This window comes from Micromonospora sp. NPDC020750, assembly GCF_044334565.1.
Lineage (GTDB): Bacteria > Actinomycetota > Actinomycetes > Mycobacteriales > Micromonosporaceae > Micromonospora.
Genome location: NZ_JBIRTH010000002.1, coordinates 331,747 through 353,375, shown reverse-complemented (window position 1 = coordinate 353,375; position 21,629 = coordinate 331,747). Strand labels below are relative to the sequence as shown.

General features: G+C 73.8%; 22 protein-coding genes. 10 read left to right on the top strand and 12 right to left on the bottom strand.

Annotated elements, in window-relative coordinates; genetic code table 11:
* Positions 1 to 58 precede the first annotated feature (58 nt).
* A complete protein-coding gene (locus ACH4T9_RS06855; protein WP_396670422.1) occupies positions 59 to 520 on the bottom strand; it encodes a VOC family protein in 462 nt (153 codons plus the stop codon).
* Positions 517 to 1,092 (bottom strand): DinB family protein, encoded by a 576-nt coding sequence (locus tag ACH4T9_RS06850; RefSeq protein ID WP_396670423.1) that lies wholly within the window; start codon positions 1,090 to 1,092, stop codon positions 517 to 519. Before ACH4T9_RS06850 ends, ACH4T9_RS06855 begins: the two co-directional genes overlap by 4 nt.
* A 62-nt stretch (positions 1,093 to 1,154) precedes the next feature.
* On the opposite strand from ACH4T9_RS06850, the gene ACH4T9_RS06845 reads away from it, so the two are divergent.
* Complete coding sequence (locus ACH4T9_RS06845; RefSeq protein ID WP_396670424.1) at positions 1,155 to 2,150, top strand: helix-turn-helix transcriptional regulator; 996 nt, start codon at positions 1,155 to 1,157, stop codon at positions 2,148 to 2,150.
* 22 nt (positions 2,151 to 2,172) lie between these two features.
* Here ACH4T9_RS06845 and ACH4T9_RS06840 read toward each other — a convergent pair whose 3' ends face one another.
* The gene (locus tag ACH4T9_RS06840) at positions 2,173 to 3,477 is read right to left on the bottom strand and encodes a hypothetical protein (protein ID WP_396670425.1); all 1,305 of its coding nucleotides are present in this window, start codon (positions 3,475 to 3,477) and stop codon (positions 2,173 to 2,175) included.
* A 62-nt stretch (positions 3,478 to 3,539) separates the two neighbouring features.
* Complete coding sequence (locus tag ACH4T9_RS06835; RefSeq protein WP_396670426.1) at positions 3,540 to 4,460, bottom strand: proline dehydrogenase family protein; 921 nt, start codon at positions 4,458 to 4,460, stop codon at positions 3,540 to 3,542.
* A gap of 109 nt (positions 4,461 to 4,569) precedes the next feature.
* On the opposite strand from ACH4T9_RS06835, the gene ACH4T9_RS06830 reads away from it, so the two are divergent.
* The 3 genes from ACH4T9_RS06830 to ACH4T9_RS06820 are packed head-to-tail and all read left to right on the top strand — an operon-like array spanning position 4,570 to position 6,599.
* Positions 4,570 to 4,839, top strand: a complete 270-nt coding sequence (locus ACH4T9_RS06830; RefSeq protein WP_396670427.1) for a hypothetical protein — start codon at positions 4,570 to 4,572, stop codon at positions 4,837 to 4,839.
* Position 4,840: 1 nt separating this feature from the next.
* Positions 4,841 to 6,007: a glutathionylspermidine synthase family protein gene (locus ACH4T9_RS06825; protein ID WP_396670428.1), complete on the top strand. Its 1,167-nt coding sequence runs from the start codon at positions 4,841 to 4,843 to the stop codon at positions 6,005 to 6,007.
* A 19-nt stretch (positions 6,008 to 6,026) separates the two neighbouring features.
* Positions 6,027 to 6,599, top strand: a complete 573-nt coding sequence (locus ACH4T9_RS06820) for a CGNR zinc finger domain-containing protein (protein ID WP_396670429.1) — start codon at positions 6,027 to 6,029, stop codon at positions 6,597 to 6,599.
* A gap of 131 nt (positions 6,600 to 6,730) precedes the next feature.
* Here ACH4T9_RS06820 and ACH4T9_RS06815 read toward each other — a convergent pair whose 3' ends face one another.
* Positions 6,731 to 7,537, bottom strand: coding sequence for a sugar phosphate isomerase/epimerase family protein (locus ACH4T9_RS06815; protein ID WP_396670430.1), 807 nt, complete (start codon positions 7,535 to 7,537; stop codon positions 6,731 to 6,733).
* 76 nt (positions 7,538 to 7,613) lie between these two features.
* Positions 7,614 to 8,558: a Ppx/GppA phosphatase family protein gene (locus tag ACH4T9_RS06810; RefSeq protein WP_396670431.1), complete on the bottom strand. Its 945-nt coding sequence runs from the start codon at positions 8,556 to 8,558 to the stop codon at positions 7,614 to 7,616.
* A 74-nt stretch (positions 8,559 to 8,632) separates the two neighbouring features.
* Between ACH4T9_RS06810 and ACH4T9_RS06805 the strand changes: the two genes are divergently transcribed.
* A complete protein-coding gene (locus tag ACH4T9_RS06805) occupies positions 8,633 to 9,439 on the top strand; it encodes a hypothetical protein (RefSeq protein WP_396670432.1) in 807 nt (268 codons plus the stop codon).
* 60 nt (positions 9,440 to 9,499) lie between these two features.
* Here the strand turns inward: ACH4T9_RS06805 and ACH4T9_RS06800 are convergent, their stop codons facing one another.
* Both ACH4T9_RS06800 and ACH4T9_RS06795 read right to left on the bottom strand, forming a co-directional pair.
* Complete coding sequence (locus tag ACH4T9_RS06800) at positions 9,500 to 10,183, bottom strand: response regulator (protein ID WP_396670433.1); 684 nt, start codon at positions 10,181 to 10,183, stop codon at positions 9,500 to 9,502.
* Positions 10,184 to 10,205: 22 nt separating this feature from the next.
* Complete coding sequence (locus ACH4T9_RS06795; protein WP_396670434.1) at positions 10,206 to 11,507, bottom strand: sensor histidine kinase; 1,302 nt, start codon at positions 11,505 to 11,507, stop codon at positions 10,206 to 10,208.
* A gap of 212 nt (positions 11,508 to 11,719) precedes the next feature.
* On the opposite strand from ACH4T9_RS06795, the gene phoU reads away from it, so the two are divergent.
* Positions 11,720 to 12,373, top strand: coding sequence for a phosphate signaling complex protein PhoU (gene phoU, locus ACH4T9_RS06790; RefSeq protein ID WP_396670435.1), 654 nt, complete (start codon positions 11,720 to 11,722; stop codon positions 12,371 to 12,373).
* 61 nt (positions 12,374 to 12,434) lie between these two features.
* Here phoU and ACH4T9_RS06785 read toward each other — a convergent pair whose 3' ends face one another.
* The gene (locus ACH4T9_RS06785) at positions 12,435 to 13,202 is read right to left on the bottom strand and encodes a phosphoglyceromutase (RefSeq protein WP_396670436.1); all 768 of its coding nucleotides are present in this window, start codon (positions 13,200 to 13,202) and stop codon (positions 12,435 to 12,437) included.
* A gap of 151 nt (positions 13,203 to 13,353) precedes the next feature.
* Here ACH4T9_RS06785 and ACH4T9_RS06780 point away from each other — a divergent pair, with 151 nt between their 5' ends.
* Positions 13,354 to 14,739: an MDR family MFS transporter gene (locus ACH4T9_RS06780; protein WP_396670437.1), complete on the top strand. Its 1,386-nt coding sequence runs from the start codon at positions 13,354 to 13,356 to the stop codon at positions 14,737 to 14,739.
* 78 nt (positions 14,740 to 14,817) lie between these two features.
* Positions 14,818 to 16,128 carry an MFS transporter gene (locus ACH4T9_RS06775; RefSeq protein WP_396670438.1) on the top strand — a complete coding sequence of 437 codons (1,311 nt, stop codon included), beginning with the start codon at positions 14,818 to 14,820 and terminating at the stop codon, positions 16,126 to 16,128.
* Positions 16,129 to 16,666: 538 nt separating this feature from the next.
* On the opposite strand, the gene ACH4T9_RS06770 is transcribed toward ACH4T9_RS06775, so the two are convergent.
* From ACH4T9_RS06770 to mshA, 3 genes are all read right to left on the bottom strand, one after another.
* On the bottom strand, positions 16,667 to 17,662 hold the full coding sequence (locus ACH4T9_RS06770; RefSeq protein WP_396670756.1) for a hypothetical protein: 996 nt from the start codon (positions 17,660 to 17,662) through the stop codon (positions 16,667 to 16,669).
* A gap of 188 nt (positions 17,663 to 17,850) precedes the next feature.
* Positions 17,851 to 18,387, bottom strand: a complete 537-nt coding sequence (locus ACH4T9_RS06765; protein ID WP_396670439.1) for a YbjN domain-containing protein — start codon at positions 18,385 to 18,387, stop codon at positions 17,851 to 17,853.
* A gap of 97 nt (positions 18,388 to 18,484) precedes the next feature.
* Complete coding sequence (gene mshA, locus ACH4T9_RS06760) at positions 18,485 to 19,849, bottom strand: D-inositol-3-phosphate glycosyltransferase (RefSeq protein WP_396670440.1); 1,365 nt, start codon at positions 19,847 to 19,849, stop codon at positions 18,485 to 18,487.
* Positions 19,850 to 20,039: 190 nt separating this feature from the next.
* Between mshA and ACH4T9_RS06755 the strand changes: the two genes are divergently transcribed.
* Both ACH4T9_RS06755 and ACH4T9_RS06750 read left to right on the top strand, forming a co-directional pair.
* Positions 20,040 to 20,807, top strand: a complete 768-nt coding sequence (locus ACH4T9_RS06755) for an SDR family oxidoreductase (protein WP_396670441.1) — start codon at positions 20,040 to 20,042, stop codon at positions 20,805 to 20,807.
* 42 nt (positions 20,808 to 20,849) lie between these two features.
* Entirely contained in the window at positions 20,850 to 21,629 is a 780-nt protein-coding gene (locus ACH4T9_RS06750; protein ID WP_396670442.1) for a class I SAM-dependent methyltransferase, read from the top strand.

The window sequence follows — 21,629 nt, the reverse complement described above, 5'->3', positions numbered from 1 at the left end:
CGGGCCACACCTCGGCCGCAGGACCGGCCGCGGCTCCCGCGACCACGGCTGAGCTGCATCAGTCCAGGCAGAACTCGTTGCCCTCCGGGTCGGTCATCACGATGAAGCCGGAGCCCATCGGGGGATCGGGCTCGTAGCGACGTACCCGCGTCGCTCCCAGCGCGGCGAGCCGGTCGCACTCGACCTCCAGCGCCGCCATCCGCTCCTCCCCCCGCAGGCCGGGAGCCGCCCGGACGTCGAGGTGGACGCGGTTCTTGGCGACCTTGTCCTCCGGCACCTGCTGGAAGAAGAGCCGCGGGCCGCGCCCGTCCGGATCCTCGATCGCCGAACTCGTGTTGCGCTGTTCCTCCGGCACGCCGATCCGCGCGAGGAAGTCGTCCCACGCGGCCATCGGGTCGGCGTCCTCGGGCAGGTCGACCCCGGGCGGGCCGGGATGGACGTAGCCCAGCGCGTCGCGCCAGAAGAACGACAGCGCCCGCGGGTCGTGTGCGTCGAAGGTGACCTGGAACTGGCGGCTCATCGGGCTATTCCGTTCGTAGCGGGTTCCGCATGCGGGTAGAGGTCGCGCAGCAGGCAGACCTCGGACAGGTGGTGGATCAGCTCGCGATGGATGTGCAGCACCAGAGCGGCCATGGGCAACTCGGGGAAGGGCTCCTTCGCGCCGACCGGCACCCGGAGCCCGGCCTCGCCGAGGTCGCGTACCCCGGTCAGCCACACGTCGAGCTGGGCCTCGAGCTGGTCGAGCGCGGTGGCCGCGCTGCCGGCGTACTCCCAGGTCTCGTACGACGCCGCCGGCGCGCCGAAGTGTGCGGCGTTGCGCGTGGCGAGCACGCCGACGATGACATGGCCGAGCCGCCAGGCGATGGTGGTGACTGCCGCGGGAAAGGCGTAGTCGATCGTGAAGTCCCCGGCACCGCCCTGCACGGGCGCGGTCGAGCTGCCGCGCGGGCGCACGTTCCAGGCGTCCGGCGCCGGCGACCAGAAGTACTCGTCGTCGGTGAGGCCGGCGAGCCGGGCTCGGAGCTGATGGTTCCAGTGGAACTCGAACTGCTCGCGCAGCGTCCGGTTCCAGTCGAGTGCGTCTGCGTCCATGGAGTCACCCTGACACCCCTGGCGGACAGGATCGGTCCGCTATCTCTGGCAGGGTGGGCGACATGGGCGTGGCGCGCGGTGACGAGCGGGGTACGACGGAGCGGGTCCTCACCCTGCTCGGGCTGTTGCAGCAGCGCCAGGTCTGGACCGGCCCCGAGCTCGCCGACCGGCTCAGGGTCACGCCGCGCACGGTACGGCGTGATGTCGAGCGGCTGCGCACGCTCGGCTATCCGGTGCATGCCAGCCAGGGTGTCGGCGGCGGCTACCAGCTCGGCCCGGGACAGGACCTGCCGCCGCTGCTGCTCGACGACGAGGAGGCGATCGCCATCGCGGTCTCGCTGCTCGCCGGCGCGGGTGGCGGGGTCGCCGGCGTCGGCGACGCCGCACTCCGGGCGCTGACCAAGCTCGACGGGGTGCTGCCCACCCGGCTACGGCACGAGGTGCGCGCGCTCTCCGGCTCGGTGGAGTCCTTCAGCGGCGGCCGCCCGCCGGTCGACCCCGAGGTGCTCATGACGCTGGCCCGAGCCTGCCGCGACGGGGTCGAGGCCGGCTTCGACTACCCGTCCGGGAGCGAGGCGCGGCGGCGGGTCGAGCCCTACCGCCTGGTCGCCTCCGACCGGCGCTGGTACCTCCTCGCCTACGACCTGGACCGCGACGACTGGCGCAGCTTCCGCGTCGACCGGATGACCGAGGTGGCGGCACGGACCTGGCGCTTCCGCCCGCGCGCGGCACCCGATGCGGCGACGTACGTGCAGGAGGGTGTGGCGAGCCGGGTCTACCCGCACCGGGCGCGCTTCCTCGTACACGCGTCGGCCGACACGGTGCGCGCGCAGATCCCGGCGTCGGCGGCCGTCGTACGAGGGCGGGGGAGCGAGCTCTGCGAGGTGCTCAGCGGCGCCGGCAGCCTCGACTTCGTGCTCATGCACATGGTCCTGCTGGGGCACGACTTCACGGTGCTCGACCCCCCGGAGCTCGGGAGCCGCTGTCGCGCGCTGGCGGAGAGACTGCTGTCGGCCGGTGGCGCGATCTCACCGGTGCCGGACACGGGGCAGCCGTGAGCCGCGACCAGGCCGGGCCCGGTCAGCCGGCCGTCGAACGGGCGTAGTTGACGCACTCGTCGTGCAGCCCCGCCCAGAGCTCACCGAACGCCTGCACGGAGGCCTTCTCCGGCGTCCGCCGGTCGTGCACCACCGCCCTGAAGAACGCCAGGACCCGCTGCTCGCCGAACCGGTCGACGAGGTGCCGCACGGCCAGGTAGCTGACGCCGTAGCTGCCGCCGACCCGCTGGGCGGGGGCGTCGTCGGCCGGGGCCAGGTCGTCCAGCCGGCCGTTCCAGCCGCCGCCCGGGGCGAGCATCCCGCGCACCTTGGCCAGCCCTTCGTACCGGCCGACCGGCGTTGCGCCGCTGCCCGCGTACTCGGCGATCCCCTCCACCAGCCACCAGGTGGACGTGCCCGGGTAGCCGCGCTCGGGCAGGGACGCGGCGTGGGTCAGCTCGTGCCGGAGCAGGTCGTCAGCGCCGGTGGCGGAAAGTCCGTCGGCGTTGAGCACCACCTCGTAGTGGCCACCGCCGACGGTGACCGCGTACCCGCCGGTCCACGTCGCCCGGCCGCCGCCGTACCAGCTCAGCCACTCGGCGCGGCCGGCGTAGAAGACCCGGTACCGGTCGGGTGGGGCGCCCCCGACCGCGTACCCGTCGGCGACCCGGGCCGCCGTCTCGGCCTGGCGGAGCAGGCCGGGCAGCTTCCCGCGCAGCGCCGGGGTGGTGGCCACGACGGTACGCGGACCGACCGCGACCACCAGCTCGCTGACCTCCCACGGCCGGGTGCCGGTCTCGACGGACCGGGACTCCTCCATGGCGACCAGCAGGGGCGCCCCGGCGGCGTCGCGCCACCGGGTGTTGATCAGCACGGGGCTCGGCCGGCAGCCGGGCACCACGAGGCAGTACTGGAAGCGGACCATGATCCGCCACTCGTCGGGCCGGCCGGGGACCAGGGTCGGCAGGCCGGTCTGCTCGGGCCGCCAGACGGTGACCCGCAGCGCCCGCAGGGCGCCGTACCGGCGGGTGAGGGCGGGGTGGGCGGCCGGCTCGGCGACGGCGAGGAACCCGGCCCGGTCGCCGCCGAGCAGGGCGGTGGCCTGTCGGTCGAGCTGGGCGGCGATCCGCTCGCCGAGCTGACCGGCCGCCAGGGTGGCGGGGTCGGCCGCGTCGGCGGGCCCGAGCCTGCCGACCACGGACCGGCCGGCGGCCTCGTGCAGGACGCCGACCAGCAGCACGGCCGGGAGGCCGCAGGTGAGCAGCAGGAGGACCACGCCGAGGGCGGCCAGGAGCGGCCACGGCTTGCGTCGCCGCGGTTCGTCCCACCTGTCCAGCCCATCGGTCACCCGCCGAAGGTTACGACCTCCGCGCCGTTCGGGCGAGCGCCGCCACGGCCGTCCGGGCCCGCCTACTTCTTCGAGACGAGGGCCCGGCCGAAGAAGGCCAGGTTGGCGGGGCGCTCGGCGAGCCGGCGCATCAGGTAGCCGTACCAGTCGGTGCCGTACGGCAGGTAGGTGCGGACCCGGTAGCCCTCGCCGACCAGCCGGGCCTGCTCCTCCGGCCGGATGCCGTAGAGCATCTGGAACTCGAAGCGGTCGGACCCCCGGTCGAACCAGCGGGCCCGGTCCTCGCCGATGGCGATCAGGCGCGGGTCGTGGGTGGCCAGCATCGGGTACCCGTCGCCGGACATCAGGATGTTCATGCACCGCACGTACGACTTGTCCACCTCGCGGGCGGACTGGTACGCCACCGACTCCGGCTCCTTGTACGCCCCCTTGCACAGCCGCACCCGGGACCCGACCGACGCCAGCTCCCGGCAGTCCGACTCGGTCCGTCGCAGGTACGCCTGGAGCACCGCGCCGGTCGACGGGAAGCTCTTGCGAAGCCTGGCCAGCACGTCCAGGGTCGAATCGGTGGTGGTGTGGTCCTCCATGTCCAGGGTGACCGTGGTGCCGGCCTCGTCCGCCGCCGCGCAGATCGCCCGCGCGTTGTCGTACGCGAGCTGCTCGTCGAACATCTGGCCGAGCGCCGAGAGCTTCACGCTGACCTCGGCGGCGGGGGTGAGCCCGGCGTCGGAGAGCAGCCTCAGCAGCCTCAGGTACTCGTCCCGGGTCGCGGTGGCCTGCTCTGCGGTGACGGTGTCCTCGCCGAGGTTGTCGAGGGTGACCGCGAGGCCGTCCGCGACGAGTTCGCGGGTCGCGCGTAACGCGTCGTCGGTGCCGGAGCCGGCGACGAAACGGCGGACGACGTCCCGGGTGAACGGGGCCGTCGCGACGAGCCGCTCGACCTGGGATGACCGGGAGGCGGCAAGGATGACGGAACGGAGCATGAGCCGAGGGTAACGCCCGGGCGTGTCCCCGCGTCGGGAGGCGGGCACCGTACGTCGGCCCCGTGCCCCCGGGCTGCCGAGGTGGCGCGGATCGGCTACAACAATCCACGTGGAAGAACGTCCCCGACGCCGACTCCGGTCGGCCACCGTGCAGCTCGGCGCGCTGACCGCCCTCGCGCTCACCCTCTCCGGCTGCAACATGTCCTCCGACGACGATGACGACTGCGCGCTCGGGCCGGTCGGTGGTGGGACGACCGTGGCGCTGGCGATGAACGTGCCGGCCGCCGCCACCGCCGCCCGCACCGACTCGGGGCCGGTCACGGCGGCCGTGCCGGAGCGCGGCGGGTTCGGCACCCACCTCGCCTCCTGCGGGGGCTGACGTGCGGCGCGAGGCGGTCACCCCCCGCCCGGACTGGGACGCCACCGTCCGCTCGCAGGGCCTGGTCTACATCGACACCGAACTGCCCGACGGCGGGATCATGTCGTACTGGGACGAGACCGCGGCGTACGTCTTCGGCCTGGAGGAGGTGCTCCGGCTGGAGGAGGCGACCGCGGAGCTGCACCGGATGTCCGTCGCCGCCGCCGAGCACATCGTGGCCCGCAACCGGTACGCCGAACTGGGCATCCCGGCCTGGGCGGCCGAGGCGGTGGCCCGGTCGCTGCGCGAGGCGCCGCCGAGCCTCTACGGCCGCTTCGACCTCTGCTACGACGGCACCTGGCCGCCGAAGCTGCTGGAGTACAACGCCGACACCCCGACCTCGCTGGTCGAGGCGAGCATCGTCCAGTGGTACTGGCTGGAGCAGACCCGCCCCGAGGCGGACCAGTGGAACAGCCTGCACGAGCGGCTCGTCGCCGCCTGGGCGAGGTTCGGCGCCGACCTGCACGACAAGCAGGTGCACGTGGCCTGGTCGAACGAGGAGGAGTCCGGCGAGGACCAGATCACCGCCGGGTACCTGGCCGAGACGGCCCGGCAGGCCGGGCTCGCGGCGGAGCTGCTGCCGATCCAGGACGTCGGCTGGGACGGCCGGCGTTTCGTCGACGCCGCCGACCGTCCGGTCACCACCTGCTTCAAGCTCTACCCCTGGGAGTGGATGCTCGCCGAGCCGTACGGCCCGCTGGCGCTGGACCCGGGCACCCCGACCACCTGGATCGAGCCGGTGTGGAAGCTGCTGCTGTCCAACAAGGCGCTGCTCGCCGTGCTGTGGGAGCTGTACCCCGGCCACGAGTACCTGCTGCCGGCATACCTGGACTCGCCGCGCGGCATGACCGAGTACGTGGCCAAGCCGCTGCTCGGCCGGGAGGGCGGCTCGGTGCGGATCGTCACCGGCGGCCAGGAGATCACCAATCCGGGCATCTACGGCGACGAGGGCTTCTGCTACCAGGAGTTCCGGGCCCTGCCGGAGTTCGCCGGCAACCACGTGGTGCTGGGCAGCTGGATTGTCGACGGACAGCCGGCCGGCGCGGGGGTCCGGGAGAGCCGGAGTCTGATCACCGACGGCTACGCCCGGTTCCTGCCGCACTACATCGATACACCGCGACTCCCCTGAGTCGTCTACGGTTGAAGGCGTGAACTTCGACGCGTACGCCCGGACCGGGGTTGACCTCGTCAACGCCCGACTGGACGACCTCGACGACCTGCGGGCCATCTTCCCTGACGAGAACGCGTGGATGCGCGACGAGGTCGCGGAGCGGGACCTCGCGATCTTCCGGCGGGCACAGAAGCGCCTGCGCGACATCTTCGACTACGGCACCTCCGGGCGGGACGTCCAGGCGGTGGCCGAGCTGAACACGCTGCTGGAGGCGTACCCGGTTCAGCCGCGCATCTCCGGCCACGACTCCAGCGACTGGCACATGCACGTGACCAGCCGGGGCGCGTCGGTGAGCGCGGAGTACCTGGCCGGCGCCGCGTGGGGGCTGTCGGTCTGGCTCTGCGAGTACGGCAGCGCCCGGTTCGGGGTCTGTGCCGACGAGCGCTGCGGCAACGTCTACCTGGACACCTCGTCGAACTGTTGCCGGCGGTTCTGCTCAGAGCGTTGCGCGACCCGCTCGCACGTGGCCGCGCACCGGGCCCGCAAGCGCGCGGCGATCGGCGAGCAGGTCGCCGCGCCGGCCGACGAGTCCCTCACCCCGGTGAGCTGACCCCGCCCCACCCTCACCCCCACGGCCCGCCCCCGCACTTTCACGGAAAGAGTGGCCATCCGGGTCGGAATAACCACTCTTTCCCTGAAAGTGCGGAGAGGGTCGCTGTGCGCCGGGCGGGCCGGGGTGGGTCAGGCGTCGATCGGGGACGGGGCGGTTAGGTGGGCGCGGGCGAAGTCCAGGGCCTCGCGCAGGTCGGCCTCGCGGACCGCGCGGCTCCTCGCGCCCCGGGTGGTGACCTCCACGGCGACCGAGCCGGTAAAACCGCGCCCGGCGAGCGACCGGAGCAGCTCGGCGCAGGGCTGCGTGCCTCGCCCCGGGACCAGGTGCTCGTCGCGCCCCTCGCCGGTGCCGTCGCCGAGGTGCACGTGGGCCAGGGCACCGCCCATCCGGTCGGCCATCTCCAGCGAGTCGGTGTGCGACGCGGCGCAGTGCGACAGGTCGAGCGTGTACGACGGGTAGCCGGTCTCGGTCGGGTCCCAGCCCGGCACGTACGGGACGAACTGCCGGCCGGCCATCCGCACCGGGTACATGTTCTCCACCCCGAAGCGCAGGCCGTCGAACCGGTCGGCGATCGTCGCCAGCCCGTCGGCGAAGTTGCGGGCGTAGTCCCGCTGCCAGGTGAAGGGCGGGTGCACCACGACGGTCGGCGCCCCCAGCGTCTCGGCCAGCTCGCCGGCCCGACGCAGCCGCTCCCACGGGTCGGGGCTCCACACCCGCTGGGTGACCAGCAGGCAGGGCGCGTGGACGGAGAGCACCGGCACCCCGTAGTGCTCGGCCAGGCCGCGCAGCGCGCCGGCGTCCTGGCTCACGGCGTCGGTCCAGACCATCACCTCGACGCCGTCGTAGCCGAGCGCCGCGGCCAACTGGAACGCCGCCGCGGTCCGCTCAGGGAAGACCGAGGAAGTGGACAGGAGCACCGGCACGCGGGAAGTCACACCAGCCAGCGTAGCCCGGTCCGGTTGCGGCATCGTGACGAGCGGTCGCAAACCACCGCGTAACGGCCACGGTTTCTCACATCGGCGTGAGCTGATCCAGCCGGCGCAGGATGACCCCCTCGCGCAGCGCCCACGGGCAGATCTCCAGCGACCGCACGTCGAGCCGGCGCATCACCGCCTCGGCCACCACCGCCCCGGCCAGCAGTTGGTGTGCCCGTCCGACGCTCACCCCCTCCAGCTCGGACAGGTGGCGCGGTGGGATGTGCCGGACGAAGCCGAGCACCTGCCGCAGGCCGTCCCGGGTCAGGCTGCGCCGGGCCCGGAGCCCGGCACCGGACGGGGCCGCGCCGGCCAGCCGGGCCAGCGTGCGGAACGTCTTCGAGGTGGCCACCGGGCGTTCCCAGTGGATCTCGGCCATCTTCTCCGCCACCGGGTCGAGCAGCCCGTCGACGTACTCCCGGAGTTCCTCCACGGCCTCGGCGGACGGCGGGGCCGCGCTGTCGGGGTCGACCCGGAGCCGGTCGCGGGTCAGCCGGCCCGCGCCGAGCGGGAGGGACACCGCGACGTCCGGGTACTCGTCGATGCCTGCGGCGATCTCCAGCGAGCCGCCGCCGATGTCCAGCGCCAGCAGCCGCCCGGCCGACCAGCCGAACCACCGCCGCACCGCGAGGAACGTCATCCGTGCCTCGTCCGCGCCGGAGAGCACCTCCAGGCGTACACCGGTCTCGTCGCGCACCCGGGCCAGCACCTCCTGCGCGTTGGTGGCCTCGCGCACGGCGGAGGTGGCGAACGCGATCAGGTCGGCGGCGTCCAGCCCGACGGCGGCGGCCCGGGCCGCGCCCACCGCCTTGACCAGGCCGTCCGCCCCCGCCTCGGTGAGCGCGCCGTCGGGGCCGATCTGCTCGGCGAGCCGGAGCACCACCTTCTCGGAGTGCGCGGGCCAGGGGTGCGCGCCGCGGTGGGCGTCGACCACCAGCAGGTGCACGGTGTTGGACCCGACGTCGAGGACTCCCAGTCGCATGCTGAAGACAGTAGGGCCTGGCCGGATCGTCGGCTCGCCGGTGGGACCGGGCGACCGGGCGTACGCTGGGCCGGGTGACGAGCCAGATCGAGATCCGGACCCTGGTCGACGATCCCGACGACCCGCGCAGCCGGGAGGTCGGGCTGGACTTCCCCCGGGAGTGGATCGAGTTCGTCGACCCGGCCGACGCCACGCACGTGGTCCGGGCCGACCTGACCTGGCTGCTGTCCCGCTGGACGTGCGTGTTCGGCAAGGGCTGCCACGGCATCGTCGCCGGCCGGGCCGCCGACGGCTGCTGCTCGCACGGCGCGTTCTTCACCGACCCGGACGACGAGAAGCGGGTCCGCGCGGCGGTCAGGCGGCTCACCCCGGGGACCTGGCAGCACTTCCGGCGCGGGTTCAGGAACTGGACCTCCGAGGACACCATCGACGGCGAGAACCCCGCCCGGCGCACCGCCACCCGCGACGTCGACGCCCCGTGCGTGTTCCTCAACGACGCCGACTTCCCGGCCGGCGGCGGCTGCGCGCTGCACGCCCAGGCGCTGCGCGACGGGGTGCACCCGCTGGAGTACAAGCCGGACGTCTGCTGGCAGCTTCCCGTCCGGCGGGACCAGGAGTGGCACAAGCGCCCGGACAACACCAAGGTGCTGATCTCCACCCTGACCGAGTTCGACCGCCGGGGCTGGGGCGCGGGCGGGCACGACCTGGACTGGTGGTGCACCTCGTCGACGGACGCGCACGTCGGCGCCGAGTCGATGTACGTCTCGTACGGCCCGGAGCTGACCGCGCTGATCGGCGCGCCCGCGTACGCGAAGCTCGCCGAGCTGTGCACGGCCCGGATCCGCCAGGGCCAGGTCGCTCCGCACCCGGCCAGCGGCTGAGGCCCCGCAACGGTCAGCCGGCCGGCACGTCGGGGCTGCCCGGCGCGGGGCACCGCCCGGTCACGGCTCGAACTTGTAGCCCAGTCCGCGGACGGTGACGATGAACCGCGGCGCGGACGGCTCCGGCTCGATCTTCGAGCGCAGCCGCTTCACGTGCACGTCCAGGGTCTTGGTGTCGCCGACGTAGTCGGCCCCCCAGACCCGGTCGATGAGCTGCCCCCGGGTCAGCACCCGGCCGGCGTTGCGCAGCAGCAGCTCCAGCAGCTCGAACTCCTTGAGCGGAAGCTGCACGCTGCCCCCGTCCACGGTGACCACGTGCCGCTCGATGTCCATCCGCACCGGGCCGGCGGTCAGGGTCGGCGTGCCCGAGTCGGTCGCCTCCTGGCTCTGCCGGCGCAGCACCGCCCGGATACGGGCGACCAACTCCCGGGGCGAGTACGGCTTGGTGACGTAGTCGTCGGCCCCGATCTCCAGGCCGACCACCTTGTCGATCTCGCTGTCCCGCGCCGTGACCATGATGATCGGCACGTGCGAGCGCTGGCGGAGCTGCCGGCACACCTCGGTGCCGGACATCTCGGGCAGCATCAGGTCGAGCAGCACGATGTCGGCGCCGGTCCGGTCGAACTCGGTGAGGGCTGCCGGGCCGGTGGCCGCGACCGAGACCTCGAAGCCTTCCTTGCGGAGCATGTACGACAGGGCGTCGGAGAACGACTCCTCGTCCTCGACCACCAGAACGCGGCTCAACAGATTTGTCCTTTCATCGCGGTCATGCCTGCCGGAGCTCGGCCGGGCCGGCCTCGATCCCACCGGACGGCATTGTCGGCAGGAGGTCGTCCGGTGGACGGGCGGGCAGCCGGAGGGTGAACGTCGACCCACCCCCCAGAGTGCTCGACACCTCGACCCGTCCGCCATGGTTGCTGACGATGTGTTTGACGATCGCCAGGCCCAGCCCGGTGCCGCCGGTGGCCCGGGACCGGGCCTGGTCGGCGCGGTAGAACCGTTCGAAGACCCGCTCCACGTCGGTCGGCGCGATCCCGATCCCCTGGTCGGCGACGGAGATCGCGACGTGTTCGCCCTCGGCCCGGGCGGTGACCCGGACCGTGGTGTCCTCGCCCGAGTAGTTGACGGCGTTCTCGACCAGGTTGGCCACGGCGGTGGCGATCTGGGAGTCGCTGCCGTACACGGTCAGCCCGCGCTCGCCCTCGATGATCACCTCGACGCGGCGGGCGGCGGCGCTGGTGCGGGTGCGGTCGAGCACCTCGGCGACCACCCAGTCCACCGCGACCGGCTCGGGCGCGGGCTGCGGTTCGGCCCCCTGGAGCCGGGTCAGCTCCAGCAGCTCCTGCACCAGCCGGCCCAGCCGGGTCGACTCGTGCTGGATGCGCTCGGCGAACCGGCGGGCCGCGACCAGGTCCTCGGGGAGGTCGATGGCCGCCGCGCCGGCCGGCTCGGTGGCGTCCAACAGCGCCTCGGCGAGCAGTTGCAGGGCCCCGATCGGGGTCTTCAACTCGTGGCTGACATTGGCCACGAAGTCCCGGCGGACCTGGGCCAGCCGGTGCGACTCGGTGACGTCGACCGCCTCGACCGCCACGTGCCCGCCGCCGACCGCCATCGCCCGCAGGTGCACGCCGAGCGGGCCCGGGCCGGCGTTGTCGCGGCCACGCGGCAGGTCCAGCTCGATCTCGCGCCGCGCGCCCGTGCGGCGCACCTGCCCGGCCAGCGTACGGATCAGCGGGTGCGCGGCGATCGTGCCGGGGGTGGCCCCGGCGCGCAGCAGCCCCATCGCCCGGGCCGCCGGGTTGACCAGTACCGGCACGTCGTCGGTGTCGAGCACCACGACGCCGGCGCGCAGCGAGTCCACCGTCCGGCGGCCGAGGCTGGACAGGACGGTCTGCTGATCGTCGACCATCGCGGGCCTCCCCCAGGTCCGGAGCAGGCGGCCGAACCCGCTGCCCCCGGCGGCCGGGCCGCGGCGGCGCCACGCCCCCACGAGCCGGGGCAGCAGCGCCCCGATGGCCAGCCCGGCCACCAGCGCCACGACCATCGCCGCCGTCACCGCCCATTCCACCCGGCGATCGTAGGGTCATTGTTCACCGGGGTATCGCCATAAACGGGATGAAGCGCCCTCGCTTCCGGCAATGTTCACTCCTCGGTCCCGCGCCGTTCACCGGCGTTCACCTCCGGGCATCTCCCCCGACCTACGGTGGTCGCGCACCTGCTCGACCCCTGCGCCGACGCCCGGACCGCCGGGCCGGCGACCACCGACCACAGGACGTGATGATGCGCGACGAGTTCCGGGCCGACCTCCAGATCGTCAGCCAGTTGCTGGTGGACATGGCGGAGGCCATCCGTGCCGCCATGCGCGAGGCCACCCGCGCCCTGCTCACCGCCGACCGTCAGGCGGCCGAGACCGTGATCGAGCGGGACGCCGAAATCGACGACCTCTACCGGCACGTCGAGGAGCGGGTCTGCGACCTGCTCGCCCGGCAGGCGCCTGTCGCCTCCGACCTGCGGGCCATGATCACCGCCCTGCACGTCGCCGCCGACCTGGAGCGGATGGGCGACCTGGCCGACCACGTGGCGAAGACCGCGTTGCGCCGGCACCCGTCCCCGGCGGTCCCGGCGGAGCTGCGGACGGTCTTCACCGACATGGCGTCGATCGCCGACCGGATGGCCGAGAAGATCGGCAAGGTGCTGGCCGCGCCCGACGCCGATCTCGCCGCCGAACTCGACCGCGACGACGACACGATGGACGACCTGCACAAGAGCCTGTTCGCGGTGCTGCTCGGCGACGACTGGCCGTACGGGGTGGAGACGGCGATCGACGCCACCCTGCTGGGCCGCTTCTACGAGCGGTTCGCCGACCACGCGGTCAACGCCGGTGAGCGCGTCGTCTACCTGATCACCGGGGAGCCCGCCGCGTCGGCCGAGTGAGCCGGTCCGGAAGGGGCTCCTGCCGCGCGCGAGGCGTCGGCAGGGGCCCCTTCCGACGTCGTCAGCGGCCCTGGTTCGCGACCGCGGCGGCGGCGGCCTTGGCGGCGGTCGGGTCGAGGTACGTCCCGCCCAGGGTGAGCGGGCGCAGGTGCGGGTCCAGGTCGTAGCGCAGCGGGATGCCGGTCGGGATGTTCAGCTTGGCGATCGCGGAGTCACTGATCTGGTCGAGGTGCTTGACCAGGGCGCGCAGCGAGTTGCCGTGCGCGGCCACCAGCACCGTCCGGCCGGCCAGGATGTCCGGCACGATCGAGTCGTACCAGTACGGCAGCATCCGCTCGACGACGTCCTTGAGGCACTCGGTGCGCGGCATCAGTTCGGCCGGCAGCAGCGCGTACCGGGGGTCGCCGACCTGCGACCACTCGTCGTCGTCGGCGATCGGCGGCGGCGGCGTGTCGTACGACCGGCGCCAGAGCATGAACTGCTCCTCGCCGTACTCGTCCAGGGTCTGCTTCTTGTCCTTGCCCTGCAACGCGCCGTAGTGACGCTCGTTGAGCCGCCACGACCGGCGCACCGCGATCCAGTGCCGGTCGGCGGCGTTCAACGCCAGCTCGGCGGTGCGGATCGCCCGGCGCATCACGCTGGTGTGCACCACGTCCGGCAGCAGGCCGTGCTCGCGCATCAGCTCGCCGCCGCGCCGCGCCTCGTTCTCACCCTTGGCGGTCAGGTCGACGTCGACCCAGCCGGTGAAGAGGTTCTTCGCGTTCCAGTCGCTCTCGCCGTGCCGCAGCAGGACCAGCGTCCCGATGGTGGGCCCTTCGCTCGCAGTCATGCCGATCATCCTGCCGTACGCCTCCGGTGGACACGCGGGGACGGGCGGTGACGACCACCACGTGGAAAAGCTGGTGACCAGCGATCACGGGCGAGACTAGGTTGTAAGGCGCTTTAGATAGGTCGGTCATTACCGAGGCGGGGGCGCGAGCGTGCGGACGATGCGGGGCTGGTTCCGGGACACCACCGGCGGACTGCCGAGAACCTTCTGGTACCTGTGGGCCGGCACCCTGATCAACCGGCTCGGCTCGTTCGTCCTGATCTTCCTGGCCATCTACCTCACCCAGGAGCGCGGCTTCGACGAGCTCGCGGCCGGCCTGGTGCTCAGCCTCTGGGGCGTCGGCGGCGCGGTCGGCACCACGCTGGGCGGGACGCTCGCCGACCGGTGGGGCCGGCGACCTACGCTGCTCACCGCCCACCTCGGCGCGGCGAGCATGATGCTCGCCCTCGGCTTCGCCCGGGAACTCTGGGCGGTCGCCGTCGGCGCGCTGCTGCTCGGCCTGTTCGCCGAGGCGGCCCGGCCGGCGTTCGGCGCCATGATGATCGACGTCGTCCCGGAGCGGGACCGGCTGCGCGCGTTCTCGCTCAACTACTGGGCGATCAACCTCGGCTTCGCCAGCGCCGCGATCCTCGCCGGGCTCGCCGCCGAGGCCAGCTACCTGCTGCTGTTCGTGATCGACGCGATCACCACCCTGGCCACGGCCGTGATCATCTTCGTCAAGGTGCGAGAGACCCGGGTTTCGGCCGTCGCGGTCACGCTCGCCGCCGAGGCGGCCCGTCCCCGGGGCGCGCTGCGCACCATCCTCACCGACCGGGTGTACCTGGGCTTCGTCGCGCTCAACCTGCTCGGCGCGCTGGTCTTCCTCCAGCACATCTCGATGCTGCCGATCGCCATGGGCGACGACGGCCTGAGCCCGTCCACCTACGGCACCGTGATCGCGCTCAACGGGGTGCTGATCGTGGCCGGGCAGCTCTTCGTCCCGCGGTTGATCCGGGGGCGCAGCCGCTCGCACGTGCTCGCCCTGGCCGCCGTGGTGATGGGGGTCGGCTTCGGGCTCACCGCGTTCGCGGACGTCGCCTGGTTCTACGCGCTGACCGTGCTGGTCTGGACCGTCGGCGAGATGCTCAACTCGCCGTCCAACTCCACCCTGATCGCCGAGCTCTCCCCCGCCGACCTGCGCGGCCGGTACCAGGGGGTGTTCTCGCTGTCCTGGCAGCTCGCCGGGGCCGCCGCCCCGCTGCTCGGCGGCCTGGTCCGGCAGCAGGCCGGCAACGGCGCGCTCTGGCTGGGCTGCGCGGCGCTCGGCGCGGCGATGGCGGTCGGCCACCTGGTCTCCGGCCCGGCCCGGGAGCGGCGGGCCGCCGCGCTGCGCCCGCCGGCCGCGCCGGTCGAGCCGGTCACCGTCGTCCGGCCCCCGGCGCCCCAGGCGGCCGAGGCCGAGGCCGCGGCCACCGCGCCCGCCGAGCCGGTCGGGTCCGCCACCGACGGGTACGCCCCGGAGCCCGACCGGGGCCGCCGGGCCGCCCCGACCCGGTGACCAGGAACACGCTGGCGCGCCCGGCCCTGGCTTTCCTACCGTCGACGGAATTGTCAACAAGCTTTACCGGGAGGTCGGATGCATCCCCTGCGGCGCTGGTGGCATGACTCCGCAGGCGGTCTCCCCGCCACGTTCTGGTACCTCTGGGCGGGTCTGCTGATCAACCGGGCCGGCGCGTTCGCCATGCTCTTCCTGCCGCTGTACCTGGCCGAGGCGCGCGGGGCGAGCGCCGCGCTGGCCGGCGCGGTGGTCGGGGCCTACGGGGCCGGCGGCGCGGTTGGCGTGCTGCTCGGCGGGGTGCTGGCCGACCGGTGGGGACGGCGGGCCACCCTGCTCGCCGCGCACCTGGCCACCGCCGGGCTGATGGTCGGGCTGGCCTTCAGCCGGCACCTGGCCGCAATCGCCGCGCTGGCCGCCCTGGTCGGGGTGGTGCACTCCATGCCCAGCCCGGCCTTCGTCGCCGCGATCGTCGACGTGGTGCCGGAGCACCGCCGTTCCCGCGCGTTCAACCTCCAGTTCTGGGCGTTCAACCTGGGCATGGCCGTGGCCTCGCTGCTGGCCGGCCTGCTCGCCGAGGCCAGCTTCCTGGCGCTGTTCCTGGTCGACGCGGGGGCCACCCTGACCGCCGCCGTCGTGATCTGGTGGAAGGTCCCCGAGACCCTCGCCCGCACCCGGGCCACCCCGTCCCCGGACGGCCACCGGACCGCCCGGAGGGGAGGCACCCGGGGGCCGCGCCGGCCCGGGCTGCACACCGCGCTCACCGACCGGACGTTCCTGGTCTTCGTCGGGCTCACCTTCGTGCTGGCCGTGCTCACCATGCAGACCTCGACGATCATGCCCCTGGCGATGCGCGCGGACGGGCTGGGGCCGTCGGCGTACGGGACGGTGGTGGCGCTCGGCGGTGCCCTCATCGTGCTCGGCCAACTCTTCGTGCCCCGGCTGGTCGACCGGTACCGAAAGGGCGTCGTGCTCGCCGCGTCGACCACGCTGCTCGCCCTCGGCTTCGGTGCCCTGGCCTTCGCCGGGACGCTGCCGGCGTACCTGGCCGCCGCGGTGGTCTGGACGGCCGGCTCGATGCTCGCCGCCCCGCCGAACGCACAGATCAACGCCGACCTCGCCCCGCCCGGGCTGCGCGCCCGCTACCAGTCGGTGTTCTACCTGGCCTTCCCGGCGGCGTCGTTCGTCGCGCCGGCCCTGGGCGGGCTCAGCCTCCAGCACCTCGGCGACCTGCACTGGCTGATCGTCGGCGCGCTGGGCCTGCTGGCCGCCGGGGGCCACCTCCTGGCCGGCCCGCCTCGGGAACGCCGCGTGGCCGCCCTGCGGCATGGGGAAGGGCAGCCCCTGGCCGGGGCCGCCGCCGGGGCCGGCAGCCCCCCGGCCACCAACTAACCAGACAAACGGACATCCGCCCCGGACTGGACGCGAATCCCGGTAACGGGGTGGTTTCATGATCGTCTGTCGTTGAGCGACAGCGGGCCCGGCGTGTCGTGTCGGTATCCAGCAGACGATCATGCCGGGCCATGTTCCGGCGCGGGCCCCGAGAGGGGGCGGGGGGCGGGTTCAGGAACGCGCAAAGCGTCCACCCCGACCTTGGGCCGTGGTGGACGCTCGCAACGTGCCCGGCGGCGGCGGGCGACCCTCACCCCCGTAAGCGTCGCCCGCTCGCGCCGCCGGATCCCCCGGATGGCACCGTCCCCCAACGGTGTGACCCATCCGTTCCCCTGCGCCTCGCCCGTGCACGGATCTGATCGATCCGCCGCTCCCCCGAACGTTTCCGAGCTTGGCGCGGTGCAATAAAGCTAGTTCGCCCAGATTGCGGATTCAACCCGGATCGGCTGTCTCGCCGGTCACAGCACCGTCGTCCGGAACCGGGACCCGGCCTCGCTTGGGCCAACAGCGTCTACCCGCCGGGCATTCCCGCAAACCCTCAGGCGTCAGCCCGATCGGGCGACTCCGTGCGGAAGAAGTTGCTCTGCCGTCCGTCACGCAACTGCTCCTGGTAGATGAGGTTCAGCCGGCGTACGTCGAAGGTGTCGAACCACTCGTCCCAGGTGATCTCGCGCATCCGGCTGCTCTCCCGGTAGCCCGGCATGTTGAACGTCAGCACCCCCGCCCGACCCTCCCGCTCGGTCCCGGCGACCGTGGCCGGCCGCGCGCCGCGCTCCTGCGCCCAGCGCCGGATCACGTCGTGGTCGGTGGTGACCAGGCTGCGCCCCGGGCGCTCCGGCCGGTCCTGGAGCGACGTGATGAGTTGCGAGGACCGCACCGAGCGGGACGTCGAACCTCCGGTCCGGACGGCCGACCGCTGCCGGTTCGGGGCACCCTGGCTAGCCGGGGCCGGCGCCTGCCGCTGGTTGGTGCCCGACCGGCCGGCCGCCGACGGGACGGCCTGCCGCTGGTTCGCGGCGGCCTTCCGGGCCCCGGCGGGGGCCACCCGCCGGTTACCGGCCGCCGTCGTGGTCGTTTTGCGGGCCGGGGCCGCCTTCCGGGCCGGGACGGAGGCCGCCTTCGCCCGGGCCGGAGCCGCCTTCGCCCGGGCCGGAGCCGCCTTCGCCCGCGACCCCGTAGCCTTCGCCCGCGCCGGAGCCGCCTTGGCCCGAGCCGCCTTGGCCGGGGCTGCCTTCCGGGCCGGGGCGGAGGCCGCCTTGGCCCGGGCCGGAGCTGCCTTCGCCCGCGACCCCGTAGCCTTCGCCCGGGCCGGAGCCGCCTTGCGGGCACCCCCGGTCGCCTTGCGCGCGCCGGCTGCGGTCTTCGTGCCACGGGCCCGGCCCGCCGGCCCGGTGCTGCCCCGCGCCGCGCCGCCGGAGCGGACCTCGGCGCGCAGCGTCCGGGTCAGGGTCTTCACCAGTTCCGGCTTGCGCAGGGCGGAGATCCCGGAGACGCCGCGGCGACGCAACTGGCCACGGATGTCGTCGGCCCTCATCCGGGAGATCTCCGACTCGGAGATCCCCGGCGTGTTCGGGGTCTGGTTGCCCGCCTGCCGTTTCGTCCTGGTCGCAGTCCCGCCGCGACCTGAGCTGTTTCGCTGAGCCATGGGATGCACGCTCCTCGACAGTCCGTCCTCGGCGCGCGGTCGGTCCCAGTGCCGCACCGCGCGGTGCGGCATACCCCTCAGGACGGCTCCGAACCCCCCGCCTGCGCCGACGTCGCCGGCGACGGCTCGAAGAGGTGCGCGAACGCAGCCAGGTTGGCGGTCGACTCGCCGCGCTTGACCCGCCACTCCCACTCCCGCCGGATGGCGGCGCCGAAGCCGATCTCCAGCATCGTGTCGAAGGACTCGTCGGCGTACGTCAGCACTGCGCCGAGCAGCCGGTCCAGCTCGGCCTCGTCGAGCCCTCCGAGGTTGACCCGGCCGGTCAGGTAGACGTCGCCGGCCGCGTCGATGGAGAAGGACACCCCGTACATCCTGGCGTTGCGTTGCAACAGCCACGCCCACAGCTCCTCGCGCCGCTCGTCCGGCTGGCGCATCACGAACGCCTCGACCCGCAGCGCGTGCTCACCGACGATGAGATTGCAGACCGTCTTGAGCTTGTGGGTGCCGGGCAGGGTGACCGCGTACGACGCCTCGCCGGTGGACTCGGCGACCAGCTCCCGCTCCGCGCACACCGACTCGATCAGGGCGGCGACTTCGCTCTTCGCGCTGCTCATCCGCCCCACTCTACGGCCGCCCCGCCCCGCCCACCGGACGGTCGCCGCCGGCGAAGGGGCACCGGAGGTCTCCATGGACGCGGGGCCCTGCCCCGTCTCACCACGAACAGCTCAGGGCGGGGTCGCCGGCGAGTTGGGCGGCCATCCGGCCGCGCCGCTCGGCGATCGTCTCGCCGTACACGTTGAGCAGGTGGGAGACCGTCCGGTCCCAGGAGAAGTTGCGGGCGTGCCGCTCGGCGCCCAGGCCCAGGGTGGCCCGGCGCACCCGGTCGGGCAACAGGCGGGCCAGCTCACGAGCCCAGTCGACCGGGTCGTGGCCGTCGATCAGCACCCCGCTGACCTGGTCCCGGACGGCGGTGACCAGGCCACCCACGGCGGCGGCCAGCACCGGCGTACCGCACGCCTGGGCCTCCAGGGCGACCAGCCCGAACGACTCGTTGTGCGACGGCACCGCGACCAGGTCGGCGGCCCGGTACACGGCCGGCAGGTCGTCGCCCGTGCACGGCGGCAGGAAGCGCAGCCGGTCGGCGACCCCGAGCGAGCCGGCCAGCTCGATCAGGGCGGTCGGCCGGTCCAACCCGCTGCCGCTGGGGCCGCCGACGATCACCACGGTCAGCTCGTCGGCGAGCAGCGGGTCGCGCTCACGCAGCGCGGCGGCGGCACGGATCAGCACGTCGGGGGCCTTCAGCGGCTGGATCCGACCGACGAAGGCCACCACGTACCCCTCGGCGGGCAGCCCCAGCCGGCGGCGGGCGGCGAGCATCGCGGCGTGCCGGTCCCCGGCGGCGGGGCGGAACCGGCCCAGGTCGACGCCGGGCTCGACCACGGCGACCCGGGCCGGGTCGGCGGCGTACCGGTGGAGCAGGTCGCGGGCCTCGACCTCGGTGTTGGCGACCAGCCGGTCGGCCTCGGCGACCACCTGCTCCTCGCCGATCACCCGGGCCTTCGGCTCCGGCCGGTCCCCCACCGCAAGCTGTGCGTTCTTCACCTTGGCGAGGGTGTGGGCGGTGTGCACCAACGGCACCCCCCAGCGTTCCTTGGCCAGCCAGCCGATCTGCCCGGAGAGCCAGTAGTGGGAGTGGATGAGGTCGTAGTGGCCCGGTGGGCGGGCCGCCTCGGCCCGTAGCACCCCGGCCGTGAACGCGCAGAGCTGGCCGGGCAGCTCCTCCTTCGTCAGCCCTTCGAGGGGACCGGCGGTGACGTGCCGGACGTGCACGCCGGGTGCCATCTCCACCACCGGCGGCAGGTCGCCGGAGGTGGCCCGGGTGAAGATCTCCACCTCGACGCCGGCCTCGGCCAACCGCCGGGCGACCTCCAGGATGTACACGTTCATCCCACCCGCGTCGCCCGTGCCGGGCTGGTGCAGGGGTGAGGTGTGCACCGACAGGGTGGCGATACGCCGGGGCAGCGGCCACGGCCGGGCACCTCGCTGACGACCGATACCGGTGTGCAATTCCGCCACGTCCGCTCCCTCTGTCACGGTTGACGCCGTCCCGCACGACCGGCGCTTCTCGGTCAACCTGCGCGCCGGGTGTCATCTTCCCCATCGGGTATCGGAAATGCGTCCCGCCAACCCCCGAGCGTGACGGACCTCATCGCGCCGCGCGCCCGCCCATTGGCACCGGACCGGCCCGACCGGTGAGAATGGCCGGATGACCTCTGTCGCGATCGTCACCGGGGCGTCCAGCGGGATCGGCGCGGCCACCGCCCGCCGGCTGGCCACCGAGGGATTCCACGTGCTCGCCGCCGCCCGCCGCACCGACCGACTGGCCGAGTTGGTCGCCGGAATCGAGGCGGCCGGCGGGGCGGCCACCGCAGTGGAGTGCGACGTCACCTCGCAGGAGTCGGTCGACGGCCTGGCCGAGGCCGCCGCGGCGGCTCCCGGCCCGGTCACCCTGCTGGTCAACAACGCCGGGGGCGCACGCGGGTTGGACCCGGTGGAGTCCGGCTCGGTGGACGACTGGCAGTGGATGTACGACGTGAACGTGCTCGGCACCCTGCGGGTCACCCAGGCCCTGCTGCCGGCGCTGGAGGCGTCCGGCGCCGGCACCGTCGTGGTCGTCTCCTCCACGGCCGGCTTCATCGTGTACGAGGGCGGGGGCGGATACTCCGCCGCGAAGCACGCGCAGACGGCGATCGCCGGCACGCTGCGGCTGGAGCTGTGCGGCCGGCCGGTCCGGATCATCGAGATCGATCCGGGGATGGTGCGGACCGACGAGTTCGGGCTGGTTCGCTTCGGCGGCGACGCCGGGCGGGCGGCGGCGGCCTACGCGGGGGTGGCCGAGCCGCTGGTCGCCGAGGACGTCGCCGACTGCATCGCCTGGTGCGCGACCCGCCCGCAGCACGTGAACATCGACCGGCTGGTGGTCCGCCCGCTGGCCCAGGCCGCCCAGCACAAGGTGCATCGGACGAACCCGTGAGGCACCCGGAGTGATCCGGTCCCGGGGACGAGGGCGGCGCTGATGCGACCCCAGGGCGTGGTCACCCGGGGCACGACGAACCCCAACCGGCTGCGCCGGGTGGACAACTGGATCGTCGGGACGTGCGGCGGCCGGCTCCGGGCGGCGCCGGACCCGCTGGTGGTCGACCTCGGCTACGGCGCCACGCCGGTCACCGCCGTGGAGCTGCGCGCCCGGCTGGCCGCCGGGGTCCGCGCCGACGTGCGGGTGGTCGGGCTGGAAATCGATCCGGTACGCGTCGCCGCCGCCCGGCCCGCCGCCGACCCGCCGGGGCTCACCTTCGCCCGGGGCGGGTTCGAGCTGGCCGGGCTGCGGCCCGTCCTGGTCCGGGCGTTCAACGTGCTCCGCCAGTACGACGAGGGCGAGGTCGCCGACGCCTGGCGCACGGTCACCGACCGGCTGGCCCCGGGCGGGGCACTGGTCGAGGGCACCTGTGACGAACTGGGCAGGCTCGGCGGCTGGGTGCTGGTCGACGCCGCCGGCCCGCGAACGCTCACCCTGGCCGCCAAGCTCACCACGCTGGCCAGCCCCGCCGAGCTGGCCGAGCGGCTGCCGAAGGCACTGATCCACCGCAACGTGCCGGGCGAACCCATCCACGCCCTGCTCCGCGATTTGGACGACGCCTGGCGGGCCGCCGCCCCCTACGCCCCCTTCGGCCCCCGCCAGCGCTGGCTGCACGCGGTCGCGGCGACCCGCGCTTCGGGCTGGCCGATCGAGCACCGCCCCCGCCGCTGGCGCCTCGGCGAACTGACCGTCCCCTGGCCCGCCGTCGCCCCCACCTGA